Genomic DNA, 15,066 nt, shown 5'->3' with positions numbered 1-15,066 from the left:
GAGCACAACACCAACTTCGAGGCCAAGCTGAAGAAGCGCACGCAGACCTCGGGCTGCGCGCAGGGCACCGCCTTCGGCGATCTGCTGGAAGCGGTCGAGAGCGTCGCGCTGCCGAAGGCGGAGCTGCGCACCTCCTGGCTCTACCAGATGACGCAGACCATCAACACCATGCCCTCGCTGTATCTGGAGGCGGGTGCGATCCATGGCTGCGTGCTCTGCAAGGAGGGCGAGCCGCTGTGCTACACCGAGGACGTCGGCCGCCACAACGCCGTCGACAAGATCGCGGGCTGGATGTACCGCCACGGCGTCGATGCCGGTGACAAGATCCTCTACACCACGGGCCGTCTCACCTCGGAGATGGTGATCAAGACGGTGCGCATGGGCATTCCGATCCTGGTGTCGCGCTCCGGCTTCACCGCCTGGGGCGTCGATCTCGCAAGGCAAGTGGGCCTGACGCTGGTCGGCCGCACCCGCGGCAAGCGCTTCATCGCGCTCGCGGGCGAGGAACGCATCGTCTACGACCAGAACCTCACTTACGTCGAGGAAGAGTCGGCCAAGCACAAGCGCAAGGGTGAAGGTGGTGACGACTGAAATTCCGGCAACGCAAGGCGTGCTGCTCGCCGGCGGTCTCGCGCGACGCATGGGCGGCGGCGACAAGCCGATGCGCACCATAGGCGGACGCACCATCCTGGAGCGCGTGATCGCACGCCTTTCGCCCCAGTGCGGCGGGCTGATCCTCAATGCCAACGGCGATCCCGCGCGTTTCGCCGCGTTCGGTTTGCAGGTCGTCGCCGACGACGTGCCCGGCTTTCCCGGCCCGCTCGCCGGCATCCTCGCCGCGCTCGACTGGACCGCCGCGAACCGGCCGGAGATCGCATGGGTGCTCAGCGCCGCCGGCGACTGCCCATTCCTGCCGCGCGATCTCGTCGCGCGCCTGCATGAAACCCGTGAGCGGGAGAGCGCGCAGCTCGCGGTCGCTGCGTCAGGCGACCAGTCGCATCCGGTGATCGGGCTGTGGCGCGTTGCCTTGCGCGACGAACTGCGCCACGCCCTGGTCGTCGAGGACCTGCGCAAGATCGACCGCTGGACCGCACGCTATCCGCTCGCGACGGTGACGTGGYCGGCCGAGCCGCTCGATCCGTTCTTCAACGCCAACACGGTCGAGGACATCGCCGAAGCCGAGCGGCTCGCTGCGCTGGACGACGCGGCCTAGCCCCAGCGCGCGCAACACCTTCATGGCGTTGCAGCCGATCTGGATGCCGGCGCCAATGCGGGCGAATTGGGAGGCCTGCTCGTAGACCATCGCATCGATGCCGACGCGCCGCAGCGCCGCGGCGGTCGCAAGCCCGCCCATGCCGGCACCGACGATCGCAACCGAAAGCGGCCTTGCCATCGCGTCCCCCACCTGTCGCGCAGCTTGAAACGCCGCGTCGTCGTCTATCGTCTACGCGGGCCTGAAGCCCGCTTGCTCCAGTGCCGCACGCGCCTCGTTCGAGCCGAGGGCGTCGAGAAAGGCCTGCACCGCCGGACGCTGCTTGCGCGCCGTCACCAATGCGAAGTCATAATGCTCCTCCGCGAGCGGAACGAAACCGAGGCCGACCGCATCGGCGACCGGCGCAATGGTCATGCCCCAATCGGCGCGGTGCTGCGCGACGGCCGCGGCTACCGCGTTGTGCGAGCGCGGCTGGTTCCAATAACCTTCGGGGCGCGCACCGGCGAGCAGCCGGTCGATCAGGATACGCGTGCCGGCGCCCTGGTTGCGGTTGACCATGATGCAGGCGGGGTCCGTGAGCGCGGCTGCAACGGCGTCCTTTGCGCCGAGGCCCTCGAAGCGCTTGTCGCCCTTGCGGAACACGATGCCCTGCATCCGCCGCCAGCCCGGCACGAGCTCGAGCCCTTCGACCAGGTAAGGCGTGTTGTAGGTCTCGGTTCTGTCGTCGAACAGATGGATCGGCGCGAGATCGCACTCGCCCCGTTTCGCCGCCGCAARCCCGCCGAGGCTGCCGACCGCGATCGAGCGCACGGTGAGGCCCGCATGCGCGAGCTGCGCGGTGACGAGGTCGAGGCCGGTGCAATGACTGCCGACGACGACGAGATCGGGCACCCGCACATGCGGCGTGAACAGCGTCACCTCGGCCTCGGTCCCCGCGGGCATCTGGTCGGCGAGTGCGTCGATGCGCAAAAAGCCGTCGGCCTGCGCGAAGGACGTGATCGCACCGGAGCCCTTGCCGGAGGGATAGGCGATCATGCCGTCCCTGCCCTCGACCAGCGAGACCATGACGAATTCGGTGCGGCCGAGCTCCGAGACGATGCGCACCGGCACGGTCGCGCTGACCTTGGCATCGGAGCGCGGCGGCAGGCCAGCCATCCTGCGCAGCACCGGTACGATCATGTCGTGGAAGGTGAACATCGCCGAGGTCGGAAAGCCCGGCAGGATCACCACCGGCTTGCCGTCGCAGACCGCGAGGCACAGCGGCTTGCCGGGCTTGAGCGCAACGCCATGCGCGACGATGCCGGGCTGGCCGAGCCGGCTGATGATGCGATGGGACAGGTCGCCGGCGCCTTTCGACGTACCGCCGGACAGCACCAGCATGTCGGCCTCCGCCAGCGCGCGACGCATGGCGGATTCGAGCTTCGCTTCGTCGTCGGGAATGGCGCCAAGGAAGATTGCCTCGCCGCCATTCTCGTCGATCGCAGCCGCGACGATCGCGCCGTTGGTGTCGTAGATCTCGGCGGGCGCGAGCATCTCGCCGGGCTGGACCAGTTCGTCGCCGGTCGAGATCACCGCGACCCGCGGCTTGCGCGCCACGGCCACCTCGGCGATGCCGCAGGCCGCCAGCATGCCGATCTCGCGTGAGCCAATGGTCGTGCCGGCGCGCAGCAGCGCTTCGCCGCGCGCGATGTCGGAGCCCGCATAGGAGACGAACTGTCCGGGAGATGCGGCACGGCGGACATCGATCCCATCCGGTCCGGCCGGCTGGGTGTGCTCGACCATGACGACGGCGTCGGCGCCGCGCGGCAGCGGGCCGCCGGTGGCGATCGGCGTTGCGGTGCCCGTGGCGACTTGCATCCTCGGCGCGGTACCGCAATGGATGGTCTCGCCGTTCAACGCAAGACGAACAGGCGCACCTTCGCCGGCTGCGGCGAGGTCCGCCGAGCGGACGGCAAAGCCGTCGACATTGGAACGGTCGAACGGCGGGACGTCGATCGGTGCCGTGACGTCTTCGGCGAGCGCCGCGCCGAGCGTATCGGCAAGCTTGCGCGTTTCGCTCGGAATCGCGCGCGGAAACAGCGCCGCCTCGAAGCGTGCCATCGCCTCCTCGCGCGAAAGGATCTTCAGGAACTGCTCCTGTTCGAGCGCGCTACGGTCTTGCGATTGCGGGATCATCGTCATGCCGGAACCCATATCACTCCCGCATCAGATAGGCATCGACGGGTGCGCCCGCTGCAAATCCCTCGTGGCTGGCAGGAATGATCAGCCATGCATCCGCAACGGCAATGGCCTGGAACGGCCACTCCCCCACCGCAAGCGGCATCCAGGCATGATGTTCCCCGGCCAGCAGTGCGATTTCGGCAATGCCGACACTGGATGCGATTTTTCGCGCGAGCGGCAGGGTCACCTGTCGGCGGGGCCGGCGCGCCGACAAGCGATCGACGAGCGGAAGCACCAGCGCGAACCAGACTGCGAGCGCCTGGTCCGGCGAGCCGGGCAAAGCAACGACGGGAACTTTGCCAAGCCGCCCGATCGCGGCGGTGCGGCCGGGCTGAAGCGCCATGCCATGGGCGATCATGTCACCGCGCCGCGCCAGCGCCGTGACGGCGGCATCGCGGCGGCCGACGCCGCTGCCGCCGACAATCAGCAGCAGGTCGCAAGAGGAAGCATCGAGCATATCGGCGATCGATGCGTCATCGCGCGCGGCGGCCTCAAACGCCTTCACATCCAGTCCCGCGGCGCGCGCGATCCCGGCAATCATATGCGCCGTAGCCGTTGCGCCCGGTACATTGACGATGCGCAGCCGCGGACGCCGCACGCTCAGCCTGTCCACCGCCGCGACGCCGGCGAGCATCAGTGCGGCCGGACCGACCGGATATCCGTCTGCGCCGGCAAGCGTGCGAACGGCGATGTCGCTTCCGGCGCGGCGGACGCCCTGCCCCGGGACGCCCTCCGCCAGTGCCTGCGCAAGCGGACCAGATATCTCGACGGCGTCGGCATCGAGCACGCAGTCGCATCCGGCCGGCATCGCATCGCCGGCCTCGACCCAGGCCGGCGCCGTCGCCAGAGGCGATGGCGAATAGGCGGACGCGCCGACGAGATCATTGGCGCGCAACGCCCACCCGTCTGTGCCGGCAATGTCGTGCGGCGGATAAGCCCTCAGCAGCGGAGCGTCCGCCGCGATACAGCCGACCGCTTCAGTCAACGGCAACGCGACAGGTGCGATCGGTTCAACGTCTCGCAGCAACGCGGCAAGCGCGGTATCGAGCGGCGTCAGCGATGGCGGCAGGCGCTGGGTCATGCGCCATGATGGACCATGCATCGCTCCGTTTGGCAACCGCCGCGGATGCAGAWGTCAGCCGGCCGACTTGTCCGCATTCGGAAAGAACAGCTGCTGCCCGTCGACCCTGTAGCCGGCGATCGCCGCCTGCCCGTCCGGCGAGATCAGCCAGTCGATGAAGGTCTGCCCCAGCTCCTTCTTCACGCTCGGAAACTTCTCGGGGTTGACCAGCATCACGCCGTATTGGTTGAGCAGCCGCTTGTCGCCCTCGACGATGACGTCGAGATCGCCGCGCTCCCTGAAGGCGATCCAGCTGCCGCGGTCCGACAGCACGTAGGCATTTGCGACACGCGCAGCTTCGAGCGCCGCGCCCATGCCCTCCTTGGCCTCGCGATACCAGGCGCCCTTGGCAGCGGCGATATCGATGCCGGCGACGATCCAGAGCGCGAGCTCCGCGGCGTGCGTACCGGAGCGATCGCCGCGCGTCACAAACGGCGCGCCCTTGGCCTCGATCGCCTTCAGCGCGGTGGCGATGTCCTTGCCCTTCACGCCGGCAGGATCGCTCTTCGGTCCGATCAGCACGTAGTCGTTGTACATCACGTCAAAACGCTTCACGCCAAAACCGTCGGCGACGAACTTTTCCTCCTGCGGCCGTGYGTGCATCAGCACGACGTCGACTTCGCCCCTTCGCGCGCCGTCGAGCACTTCATCGGCACGCCGCGCGATCACCGTCACCTCGATGCCGGTTTTCTCACGGAAGATCGGCAGCAGATGATCGAGCAGGCCGGACTCCTGTGTCGCCGTGGTCGAGGCCAGCACGATCGCGCGGTCCTCCGCGAACGACGCCGCCACGCCCGCGGCGAGGCCGCAGAGAAGCGCGAGTGCAACGGACAGGCGGCGAAAGGCCATGAGCTGGTTCCCATTGGATACGGCCGCGATCATGAGGATCGATTGCGCCGCACTCGTGACGCATTTGCCCTCGCGCGCTTCCGTTCGGGATATTTCGGCAATACACCGAGCGGCGCCGATTGCGCGCGCGACAGCCACAAGGTCCGCTCCACGCGAGCGCTTCAGGATCGTTCACCAAAGCGGAAGAGGCGACTGCGGATGTGTTGCAAAGCAACGAGATGATCGGGCATGGTTCCCTCGGACGAAAATGAACTGCAGAATTCCACCTGCGACGAAAGTCCAAAAAGAAGCAAGAATTTGCATAGGAATGCAGGATGGAATTCCTGACGACCAGTGAAGCCGCCGACTATCTCCGACTTGGCGAACGCAAGCTCTACGAACTCGTCACCACCGGCGCGATCCCCTGCAGCAAGGTGACCGGGAAGTGGCTCTTCCCGCGGCACGAGCTCGATCTCTGGGTGCTGTCCGGGCTGGCGCGCCCTGCGGGCATGCTGGCCACGGACCCGCCACCCGTCATGGGCGGCAGCCAGGACGAATTGCTGGATTGGAGCCTGCGCGAATCCGGCTCCGGCCTGGGATCGATGAGCGAGGGAAGCGCGCGCGGGCTCGAGCGCCTCCAGCGCGACGAGGTGACGGCTGTCGCCGTGCACTTCCACAGCCTGGATGCCGCCGGCAATCTTGCCTCCGACGCCAATCTGACGGCGCTGCGGGACGCGCCGGGCCTGCATGACGCGCTGCTGGTCGCATTCGCGCGCCGCGAGCAGGGTCTCGTGCTGCCGCCGGGCAATCCGAAGCGATTGCGCGGTCTCGCCGACGTGCTCGCGCTCGGCGCCAGGATGGCCATGCGACAACAGGGCACAGGCGCGCAGATGCTGCTCGACGTGCTGCTTAAGCGCGCGGACGCCACCACGCGCGACTTGCGCCGGCTGGAGACGCCGGCCCTGACCGGGCCGGATCTCGCCGAAATGGTCCGCGCCGGCCAGGCCGATTGCGGCGTGGCGACACGCGCGGCGGCGCGCTCGGCCGGCCTCGATTTCGTGCCGCTGGTCTGGGAGAATTTCGACCTCGCGATGCGGCAGCGCAGCTATTTCCGCCCCACCATGCAGGCCCTGATCCGGTTCCTGAGCGAACGGCGGCTGCGCCAGCGCGCCGAGGAGCTGACCGGCTACGACCCCTCGCCGGCGGGGCAGATCCGCTTCGCGGCCTGACATTGACGCCCGCCCCCAAATAGTTGCAAAAGAAACCAATTCAGCCGGGCATACCCGGGCAACACCGGCCAACGAGCCGGATCAGGGGAGGACAAGCGTGAATCCAGCAAGATTTCGACTGCCGGTCGCGGCCGTCCTGGCGGCGACGTTGCTGCCGGGTGCCGCGTCGGCGCAGGTTTCCGACAACGTCGTCAAGATCGGCGTGCTCACCGACATGAACGGTCCCGCCTCCGCGCCGACCGGCCAGGGCTCGGTGACGGCGGCGCAGATGGCGATCGACGATTTCGGCGGCACCGTGCTCGGCAAGCCGATCAGCATCGTGATCGGCGACCACCAGCTCAAGGCCGACATCGGCGGCGGCATCGCGCGGCGCTGGTACGATGTCGACCAGGTCGATCTGATCGTCGACGTGCCGGTCTCCGCCGTCGGGCTCGCGGTGCAGAACGTCGCCAACGAGAAGAAGCGGCTGTTCATCACCCACTCCACCGGCACCGCCGATTTCCACGGCAAGTTCTGCTCGCCCTACGCGATCCAGTGGGTGTTCGACACCCGCGCGCTCGCGGTCGGCACCGCGGATGCGGTGGTCAAGCGCGGCGGCGACAGCTGGTTCTTCATCACCGACGACTACGCCTTCGGCCATTCGCTGGAGCGCGACGCCTCCAGCGTCGTCACCGCCAATGGCGGCAAGGTGCTCGGCTCGGTGAAGCCGCCGCTGGCAACGCCCGATCTCTCATCCTTCGTGCTGCAGGCGCAGGCCTCCAAGGCCAAGATCATCGGCATTGCGGCAGGTCCCCCGAACAACATGAACGAGATCAAGACCGGCTCGGAGTTCGGCGTGTTCAAGGGCGGCCAGCAGATGGCGTCGCTGCTGGCGCTGATCACCGACATTCACGGCCTCGGCCTGCAGGCCGCGCAGGGCCTGCTGCTGACCACCTCGTTCTACTGGGACATGGACGACAAGACGCGCGAATGGTCGAAGCGCTATTTCGCCAAGATGAACAAGATGCCGTCGATGTGGCAGGCCGGCGTCTATTCGAGCGTGATGCACTATCTCAACGCCATCAAGGAAACCGGCACCGACGATCCGCTGAAGGTCGCGGCGAAGATGCGGGAGAAACCGATCGAGGATTTCTTCGCCCGCAACGGCAAGCTGCGCGAGGACAATCTGATGGTGCACGACCTCTGGCTGGTGCAGGTGAAGACGCCTGAGGAAAGCAAATATCCGTGGGACTATTACAAGATCCTCACGACCATCTCGGGCGACAAGGCGTTCGGGCCGCCGGACCCGGCGTGTGCGATGGTGAAGAAGTGACGATCGCTTAAAGCGATCGTCATTCCGGGATGGTCCGAAGGACCAGACCCGGAATCTCGAGATTCCGGGTTCGCGCTTTGCGCGCCCCGGAATGACTTAGGGAGCGACCGTCACTTCACCACGCCGATCTCGCGAAAGTACTTCATCACGCCCGGATGAATCAGCTCCGGCTTCGGTGCCGCCGCGACGGTGTTCGCCGCCGTCGTCTCGCAGGCCTGCGCGAGCTTCTTGCAGAACACCGCCTCCGCACCGTGCAGCATCTTTGCCAGCCGGTAGGCGACATCATCGGGCAGGTCTTCGCGCGTGAGCACAAAGCTCCACGAGCCGAGCGAGGCAATCGGCTCCGTCTGCTTCGGGTAGGAGCCCGCCGGCACGGTCAGCGGCTTCAGGAAAGCATGCTTGGCGCGAATGCGCGTGATCTCTTCCGCGCTCGGGGCGATGAAGCGCGCGCCCGACGCGCTCGATGCGACCGCGGCAAAGCCGGGCCAGCCGATGCCGGCGCCCCACAGCGCGGCGACGCGTCCGTCCTCGACCATCGCGGGACCATCGCCGGCGCGGTCGAGATAAACGGCCTTGAAGTCCTCGTCTTGCCTCATCCCGAGGCCATCGAGCACGTAGCGCGCCAGGATCGGCAGGCCCGAGCCCTTGGCGCCGAACGCAACGGGCTGGCCAACGAGATCGGCAATCGTCTTGTACGGACTGTCCGCGCGCACCACGAACATGCCAGGATTGGAATAGATCGCGGTGAGTATCTTCAGCGACACCTTCGCGCGGCCGATGCCGGCAAAGGCCTCGTAGGCCGGCTCGCCCGCGACCAAAGCGAGATCGAGCTCGCCCTTCTCCAGCAGCGGAATGTTCTCGTTGCTGCCCTTGGTGTTGCGGGGTGCGATGGTGATTTGCGGATCGGCCGCATTCATCACCTCCGCAAAGGCGTTGCCATAGAGCGGGAAGCCGCCGCCGGGCGTCGCGGTGCCCAGGCTGAGTGTTGTGGTCGAAATGGGCGTGCCTCCGGTTTGAGCAGCGGCGGGGCTCAAGAGCAGCACTGCCGCGAGAAGGATGATTGCGAATCTCATGGTCGTTCCCGGCGGACCTGCGTCAACACCGACTTGCGACGATGTAGGCAGCGGTCCGATTTTGTGAAAGCATGCAGCACAACGACAATAATGCAACGGGAGGCGTCATGTTGCGAATTTTACGTAACAGTGTTTTCGGGCTCGCAGTTCTCATAGGTCTTTTCAGCGCGACACCTCCCGCCTCCGCCGCCTATCCCGACCGCCCCGTGCACTGGATGATCGGCTTCGCCGCCGGCGGCCCGGTCGACATCGTGGCGCGGATCATGGCGCAGTGGCTGTCGGACCGTCTCGGCCAGCAATTCATCGTCGAGAACCGCGCCGGCTCCGGCGGCAACATCGCGGCCGCCGCCGCGATCAACGCGCCGGCCGACGGCTACACGCTGCTGTTCGTCGCGCCCAACAACGCGATCTCGACCTCGCTCTACAAGAAGCTGCCTTACGACTTCCTGCGCGACACCGTGCCGGTCGCGAGCATCATGCAGCTCACCAACATGCTGGTCGTCTCCAACGCGATGCCGGTGAAGACGGTTCAGGAGTTCATCGACTATTGCAAGGCCAACCCCGGCAAGATCTCGTTTGCCTCGTCCGGCAACGGCACCTCGGTGCACATGTCGGCGGAGCTGTTCAAGGTGATGACCAAGTGCGACATGGTGCACGTGCCCTATCGCGGCTCGGCGATCGCCTTCCCCGACATCATCTCCAACAAGGTGCAGCTGATCTTCGACAACCTGCCGTCCGCGCTGGAGCAGGCGAAGGGCGGCAACGTCCGTGCGCTCGGCGTGACCTCGCCGCAGCGCTGGCCTGGTGTGCCCGACGTGCCCGCCATCGCCGAGATCGTGCCGGGATTCGAATCGGTCGGCTTCTACGGCATCTCCGCGCCGAAGGGCACGCCGGGCGAGGTGGTCGAGATCCTCAACAAGGCCGTCGGCGAAGCGCTGAAGGACCCGAAGCTGGTCGCCCGCCTCGCCGAGACCGGCGGCATCCCCAAGCCGATGACGCCGGCCGAGTTCGGCAAGCTGGTCGCGGACGAGACCGAGAAGTGGCGCAAGGTTGTGGAGTTCGCCGGGGTTTCGGTGGACTAGGCAGCGGCCCCGCGAGGGGCCGTCGCTCGCCGGCAGGACGTTTGAGGGGGCCGACCGGCCCTCTCGCAACAAAAACTGCGAAAACAACCCCATGCACAGTAGAAGACGTGAGCAATCACAGCGGGTTAGGGAAGCGAAAAGACAGGCATCGGCTGGATGATCGCGGGGGCCATTTGACTCGTCGGGCAAGACAGTGGCAGAATACGATTATTCCGAATCCAGCAAACAGCCGATGCGCAACGCTTTCCACGCAGCCCCGGCGTTCCGCCTCGATCAGGGCCCTTTGCTTGACGCGTTTTCCCCGACGCGGGCCGGCGGCCGCTTCGCTTGAAAACGCTTGAGGATTGCACCCTCGCCTCCAGCCTTGTAAACGAACCGCGCACCGTTGCCGGCCGCTGCCAATGCGGCCGTCTCGCGGCGGGGCCTGTAGCTCAATGGTTAGAGCCGGCCGCTCATAACGGTCTGGTTGCAGGTTCGAGTCCTGCCGGGCCCACCACTGCAAGATCAAACACTTACCGAACTGCGTGCCGCTTCGCCGGTGATTTTCCCCACTGATATTCCACGACGAAGTCGAACGATCGTCGTCGACCGCGGACGAATTCGCGCAAAATGACGATCATATAGTTGGCCGTCTGAGACGGCGTGCTCGTACGTCATTCAACAGGAAAGTCGGCTGCTACGATGTCTGCTTCTGCGCGACAATCGGACATTGGCTGGCGACGTTCGCAGGTCCGAGATGGGCCAACAGGGGAAACAGCGCGGCTTGGCCGTTCACTGAACAAGCACTCATCATGGCGTCCGGCGCGGCCGAGCCTGGAATGCCTTCAGCGAAAAGATTAGCAGAAAAGCCGCCGCCGGTTTGGAACGGCGACGGCTTCTTGTTTACGCGCTCAGACGGCCGCGACTACCCGCCGCGTCGCATGAAGGAAGCGGTTAGCGGGCGCTGAGACGCCATCAATTGGATGACGCTCCTGTTTGCGCAATTCACCTACTAGACGTTCGAGGTAGGGCGGCAGAGGCGAGGTTTCGAGAGATAAGTTCTGTTGCAATCTGTCACCCACCTCGTCACAGATCGACCGGGCAGTCCCATGGTCGATGTGGTCCGATATTCGATTGGTCGGTTCCATATCGCGACCTTTCGATTGGGCCCCACGATTAGCTTAAGCTACGGGGATGCGAAAATGTTTCGCGCGCTTTCGAAGAAAGCTGATGGTTCCATTTAATGGAACGAAGACACTGTGCGCCGACCTATTGCCATCGTTAGCGCTCATACCAGCAACCCGCCGAGTTAGTGAAACTCTGGGGGCGAACGCTTGGAAGAAGTCCGATGACGTTGAGAGKAGTGCCAGCCTTCACGATAATCGTGCTGCTCGGGCTCGGAGTTCAGGCCAAGGCGCAGGCGCCGTGCGCCGAACTGTTGCGATTGCGTAACGCTACTAGTGAGGCTTGGAAGCATGCGATGAGTGCAGCGGCATCGCAGCGTTGCGGAGCCTTGGCCCAAGCCTCTGTGGCCACGGAGGCGACGCTCAACTACGCGGACAATAACCGCCATTCATGCAACATCTCTGATCGATTGCTGAACGAGGTGGATCGTCGGCAAGCGGTGCAGGCTCGCGACAACGTCTGCGCTGGACGTCCTCTTCGATCATATCCGCCGGACATCATCCAACGCTAACATCCTGTAAATGAAAGAGCCACCAAGCGGCTCCCGGTCTCGATCCGCATCGAGAGCCGCAGTCTTCGCGGCCGCCATTCCAGGCTGGCACGAGATCACTGGCGGCACGCGAGAGCGCAAGCAACTTGCCAAGACGCGCAGCCGCCAGGTCTTTAATACCGCGTCTGTGGGCGCACGAAGCATTGGATAGTGTAAGCCATCAGATAAACGTATGCTTGGCCTGAAGGCGAATGCTCTTCTACGATTTTCTCTGGTGGCACTTTCACCCACTTGTATTCACTCGGTGTGCCGTCGGATTTATGCGCATCAATCCACACGTACCACTCAGGCTCCGGATACTTAGCGCCTTCGGGCACGACCATCTTGTATTCGACGCTTACGGCATCCTTCTCCGTGCAGCATGATTTGGACTTCTCATCGCGACGCTCATTAGCACGGTTGTCCGGTCGCTGAAGGTTGTCGAGAAACTTCCGGTCGATCTCCGGTACGGCATCCGTGTGTTCATGAGCAAAAGCCAAAGGCAAAAGTAGCAAATGAAACAACAAGGCAAATATGGCTCTCATGATGAGCCTCCGTGAGCAGACGCGGCAGCCAATGCCGGGTCCGCGAATCGAGGTGTTCCCTGCACAATCATTCCCGCACCCGCCGCCGCATTGCGGATGCCTACGAAGAGACCGGCAAAAGAAGATTTTCGGTTTAAGTGAGTGTGATGCCTGCCGACGGCATTCCCCGCCGCCATTCGCCTTGAACGGAGCGTCGGCGCGCCCGTCTCGAAAGGCAGCTTAAAAAAAGGCAGCTTAAAAGAAGGCTACAGGATGATCCTGCGCTCGACCAAAGGACCTTCATATTGGTCAGAATGTCGCACAGATGATCCGGTCAAAACCAATGGCTCCGATGTCCGGTTGGGGTCACAAGCTGCCCTTGGCGGCCCCACAACGGCGTTCCGCTCAGCCCTCGGAAGCGGACCGTGCGAGGCCAAGGGGGGAAGTCAGCCACGGGCTAGTGCCGGGCATCACAAGACTAAGAAACGTTTCTCCGCCTGATCGCGTCCCACATGTCGCGAAGGTCGTCTTCGACAACCCGCGTGATGTCTCTTTCCATTGACGCTCTGTAGGATGATTCGGCCATCATCCAGCGCCATCGTTCGACATCCCTGCCTAACTCCGGGTCGGTCGCGTAAAAGGCTTCGGCTTCCGGTCCGCCTGAACGAAAGTCACGGAGGTCCCGTCCCAGCGCCATCCAGCGATCAGGATCGTACTGGTCACGAAGATCATCTGTCATCACGAAGGCTCCCGCGTGATATCATAAGTATGCGTGAAAAGATGTCCGCTTCGGGTCAAAATGCGAAGAACTCAACCTGAGCAAATTTGGTCTGCCATGCCTCGGTGAGCGGACCTCGGTGAGGTGCGCCGCCACTTCGGTGATGGGCCACTTCCAGACATTGCCGATGGGGATGTAGGATCATCGTCCACCCCGGAGAACAGCAAGTGGCCCGAATAGAAACCTTCGTATGGATCGTAACGACTTTCATAGTCATTATGGCCGCCACTCCACTAAGGGCTTTGGCAACACCAGAAGCGTCTGCATGCGGGTACCTCGCTGGTCTAATCGATAAGGCACCGCCAGGGCCGTTGTTCTTGCCCAGCTATCCGACCGTGGAATCGGGGCCTCTCCATGGCGCCGCATACCTTTATGACAATGCGGTGGCCGCCATCGCATTAGTCGGTTGCGGCGAGCGAGACAAAGCATCTCGGATCGGCGCGGCGATTCTTTCGGCAATCGATAACGACCGGACCTGGCATGATGGACGGCTCCGGAACGCTTACGCCGCGGGTGTGGTGGCGAGTGGCTCCGCCAAACTTCCGGGTTGGTGGGACAATACTCAGAACAAGTGGTTAGAAGATCGATATCAGGTCGGCAGCGATAATGGCAACGTTGCATGGGCAATGTTGGCTTTGCTGTCGATTGACGATGTGAGCGCCAGCTCTCGGTTCCGCGATGGTGCGGCACGGCTTGGCACTTGGGTCGCGCAATGGGCCGACACGCGCGGTACTGGCGGTTTCACGGGCGGTACCTTTGGGCACGAACCGACGCCCGACGTACGGACATGGAAATCGACTGAACACAACACTGACCTCGCCGCCGCGTTTGGCCTTCTTGCAACCCGCACAGGCGATTCGCGCTGGCGTGACATGGCAACGGCTGCTGAGCACTTCGTAGATACGATGTGGGATCCGGCATGCGCCTGTTTCGCCGCAGGCACCGCGGAAGACGGCGTCACGCGCAATCCGATTTTGGCCCTTGATGCTCAAATCTGGCCCTTAACGGCGCTCCCCGGAGCGGCCAAGAAATTTGCATCGGCAATTACGACCRCCGAACAGCGGATGAGTGTCGACAAGGGCTTTTCTTACGGTGAAGACCGAGATGGTGTGTGGACCGAAGGGACGGGCCAAATGGCTCTCTTGCTGAAATTGCTCGGCAGGACTGGAGAGGCAAAATCGTTGGTCGCTGTAATCGAATCCCAGAGGTCGCCGGATGGCGGGTTCTATGCCACAAGCGTCCGAGGGCTACCGACCGGGTTCATGTTGGATACCGATCCGGCCAAGCCACGACTCTATTTCCGATTGCCACATCTTGGCGCAGCTTCGTGGGCTGCTCTCGCAGAACGGGGGTTCAATCCCTTTACGGCGACAAAAAGACTTCCGTAGTTAAGGCCGCAGTGGCGCACGTCTCAGCCCTTCAGGTCCATCCAAGTTAAGTGCTTTGTCGATTTCGATAGGTCCCAATTGGGTCAATCGCGTCGTTTCTGTCGACGGCGCATGACTTCCGGTCTCCACGCGAAAGCCGACAAGATCAATGGGGCCGCAGCCGCAAGGAAAAAAATACGCCCACCAGAAATCCCACAGAAACCCGTGAACAAACGCGCACGAACGCGCGCAAGAATGCACGAGCTTTGTTGAAAATACTCAGATATTCCGGATATTCGCTGCGCTCATAACGGTCTGGTTGCAGGTTCGAGTCCTGCCGGGCCCACCAGCCGATCAATCACTTATCGGACTTCCTTTCGCTGACCGCTGGGCAAGCGCACCAGAAATGCCTCACCCTCATTGCTCATTGCGGTTCTCTCAGCGGTCCGCAACGACCGTACCACGCTCCCGAAAGGAGAGCTGCCGGATCACTGTGAATTTCGATCCTTGCTTGCTCCCCTCAACCGCGTCGCAGTTGATGGCGATTTCGCCCACTCTGCCATCTGGACACAGGTGAGAAGATCGACATRGCTCTGGCTTCCGCCGGCTGTGGCTTCACCCTCGCAG

At 64.0% G+C, this 15,066-nt stretch carries 12 protein-coding genes, 1 tRNA gene and 1 pseudogene; 7 read left to right on the top strand and 7 right to left on the bottom strand.

The genetic code is table 11. The features are described 5' to 3' along the window. Both AC1D00_RS05700 and mobA read left to right on the top strand, forming a co-directional pair. Positions 1-591 (top strand): formate dehydrogenase accessory sulfurtransferase FdhD (locus tag AC1D00_RS05700; RefSeq protein WP_477009984.1); only part of this gene is annotated, 591 nt, incomplete at its 5' end. Continuing rightward, on the top strand, positions 572-1,213 hold the full coding sequence (gene mobA / locus AC1D00_RS05695) for a molybdenum cofactor guanylyltransferase MobA (protein ID WP_477009983.1): 642 nt from the start codon (positions 572-574) through the stop codon (positions 1,211-1,213). The genes AC1D00_RS05700 and mobA, both read left to right, overlap by 20 nt. A 45-nt stretch (positions 1,214-1,258) precedes the next feature. On the opposite strand, the pseudogene AC1D00_RS05690 reads toward mobA, so the two are convergent. The 4 genes and pseudogenes from AC1D00_RS05690 to AC1D00_RS05675 form a co-directional block, all read right to left on the bottom strand. Further along, positions 1,259-1,393 (bottom strand): annotated as a pseudogene (locus AC1D00_RS05690) (NAD(P)-binding protein); the annotation flags it as partial. Positions 1,394-1,444: 51 nt separating this feature from the next. After that, positions 1,445-3,394, bottom strand: coding sequence for a molybdopterin biosynthesis protein (locus tag AC1D00_RS05685; RefSeq protein WP_477009982.1), 1,950 nt, complete (start codon positions 3,392-3,394; stop codon positions 1,445-1,447). Between the two features lie 13 nt (positions 3,395-3,407). Further along, positions 3,408-4,514 carry a molybdopterin-binding protein gene (locus AC1D00_RS05680; RefSeq protein WP_477009981.1) on the bottom strand — a complete coding sequence of 369 codons (1,107 nt, stop codon included), beginning with the start codon at positions 4,512-4,514 and terminating at the stop codon, positions 3,408-3,410. A gap of 54 nt (positions 4,515-4,568) precedes the next feature. Next, a complete protein-coding gene (locus AC1D00_RS05675; protein WP_477009980.1) occupies positions 4,569-5,402 on the bottom strand; it encodes an ABC transporter substrate-binding protein in 834 nt (277 codons plus the stop codon). A gap of 314 nt (positions 5,403-5,716) precedes the next feature. Here AC1D00_RS05675 and AC1D00_RS05670 point away from each other — a divergent pair, with 314 nt between their 5' ends. Beyond that, positions 5,717-6,610 carry a substrate-binding domain-containing protein gene (locus AC1D00_RS05670; protein ID WP_477009979.1) on the top strand — a complete coding sequence of 298 codons (894 nt, stop codon included), beginning with the start codon at positions 5,717-5,719 and terminating at the stop codon, positions 6,608-6,610. 97 nt (positions 6,611-6,707) lie between these two features. Then, positions 6,708-7,922 (top strand): ABC transporter substrate-binding protein, encoded by a 1,215-nt coding sequence (locus tag AC1D00_RS05665; RefSeq protein WP_477009978.1) that lies wholly within the window; start codon positions 6,708-6,710, stop codon positions 7,920-7,922. Positions 7,923-8,032: 110 nt separating this feature from the next. Here the strand turns inward: AC1D00_RS05665 and AC1D00_RS05660 are convergent, their stop codons facing one another. Then, positions 8,033-8,995 (bottom strand): TAXI family TRAP transporter solute-binding subunit, encoded by a 963-nt coding sequence (locus AC1D00_RS05660; RefSeq protein ID WP_477009977.1) that lies wholly within the window; start codon positions 8,993-8,995, stop codon positions 8,033-8,035. Between the two features lie 107 nt (positions 8,996-9,102). On the opposite strand from AC1D00_RS05660, the gene AC1D00_RS05655 reads away from it, so the two are divergent. Continuing rightward, complete coding sequence (locus tag AC1D00_RS05655; RefSeq protein ID WP_167771376.1) at positions 9,103-10,077, top strand: Bug family tripartite tricarboxylate transporter substrate binding protein; 975 nt, start codon at positions 9,103-9,105, stop codon at positions 10,075-10,077. 420 nt (positions 10,078-10,497) lie between these two features. Further along, positions 10,498-10,573: transfer RNA gene (locus AC1D00_RS05650), tRNA-Ile, on the top strand. A gap of 1,331 nt (positions 10,574-11,904) precedes the next feature. On the opposite strand, the gene AC1D00_RS05645 is transcribed toward AC1D00_RS05650, so the two are convergent. Both AC1D00_RS05645 and AC1D00_RS05640 read right to left on the bottom strand, forming a co-directional pair. Next, positions 11,905-12,315, bottom strand: coding sequence for a hypothetical protein (locus AC1D00_RS05645; protein WP_025576233.1), 411 nt, complete (start codon positions 12,313-12,315; stop codon positions 11,905-11,907). 457 nt (positions 12,316-12,772) lie between these two features. Next, on the bottom strand, positions 12,773-13,033 hold the full coding sequence (locus tag AC1D00_RS05640; RefSeq protein ID WP_477009976.1) for a hypothetical protein: 261 nt from the start codon (positions 13,031-13,033) through the stop codon (positions 12,773-12,775). A gap of 356 nt (positions 13,034-13,389) precedes the next feature. Here AC1D00_RS05640 and AC1D00_RS05635 point away from each other — a divergent pair, with 356 nt between their 5' ends. Then, the gene (locus AC1D00_RS05635; protein WP_477009975.1) at positions 13,390-14,460 is read left to right on the top strand and encodes a hypothetical protein; all 1,071 of its coding nucleotides are present in this window, start codon (positions 13,390-13,392) and stop codon (positions 14,458-14,460) included. Positions 14,461-15,066 lie beyond the last annotated feature (606 nt).

The organism is Bradyrhizobium sp. P2_E8 (genome assembly GCF_056403875.1).
This window is presented reverse-complemented; position numbering and strand designations above follow the sequence as displayed.

What these genes read in the sequence shown, in the direction of transcription:
- AC1D00_RS05680 (WP_477009981.1), bottom strand. Translation starts at nt 4,514, where the DNA reads ATGACCCAGCGCCTGCCGCCATCGCTGACGCCGCTCGATACCGCGCTT.
- AC1D00_RS05670 (WP_477009979.1), top strand. Translation starts at nt 5,717, where the DNA reads ATGGAATTCCTGACGACCAGTGAAGCCGCCGACTATCTCCGACTTGGC.
- AC1D00_RS05660 (WP_477009977.1), bottom strand. Translation starts at nt 8,995, where the DNA reads ATGAGATTCGCAATCATCCTTCTCGCGGCAGTGCTGCTCTTGAGCCCC.
- AC1D00_RS05655 (WP_167771376.1), top strand. Translation starts at nt 9,103, where the DNA reads ATGTTGCGAATTTTACGTAACAGTGTTTTCGGGCTCGCAGTTCTCATA.
- AC1D00_RS05645 (WP_025576233.1), bottom strand. Translation starts at nt 12,315, where the DNA reads ATGAGAGCCATATTTGCCTTGTTGTTTCATTTGCTACTTTTGCCTTTG.
- AC1D00_RS05640 (WP_477009976.1), bottom strand. Translation starts at nt 13,033, where the DNA reads ATGACAGATGATCTTCGTGACCAGTACGATCCTGATCGCTGGATGGCG.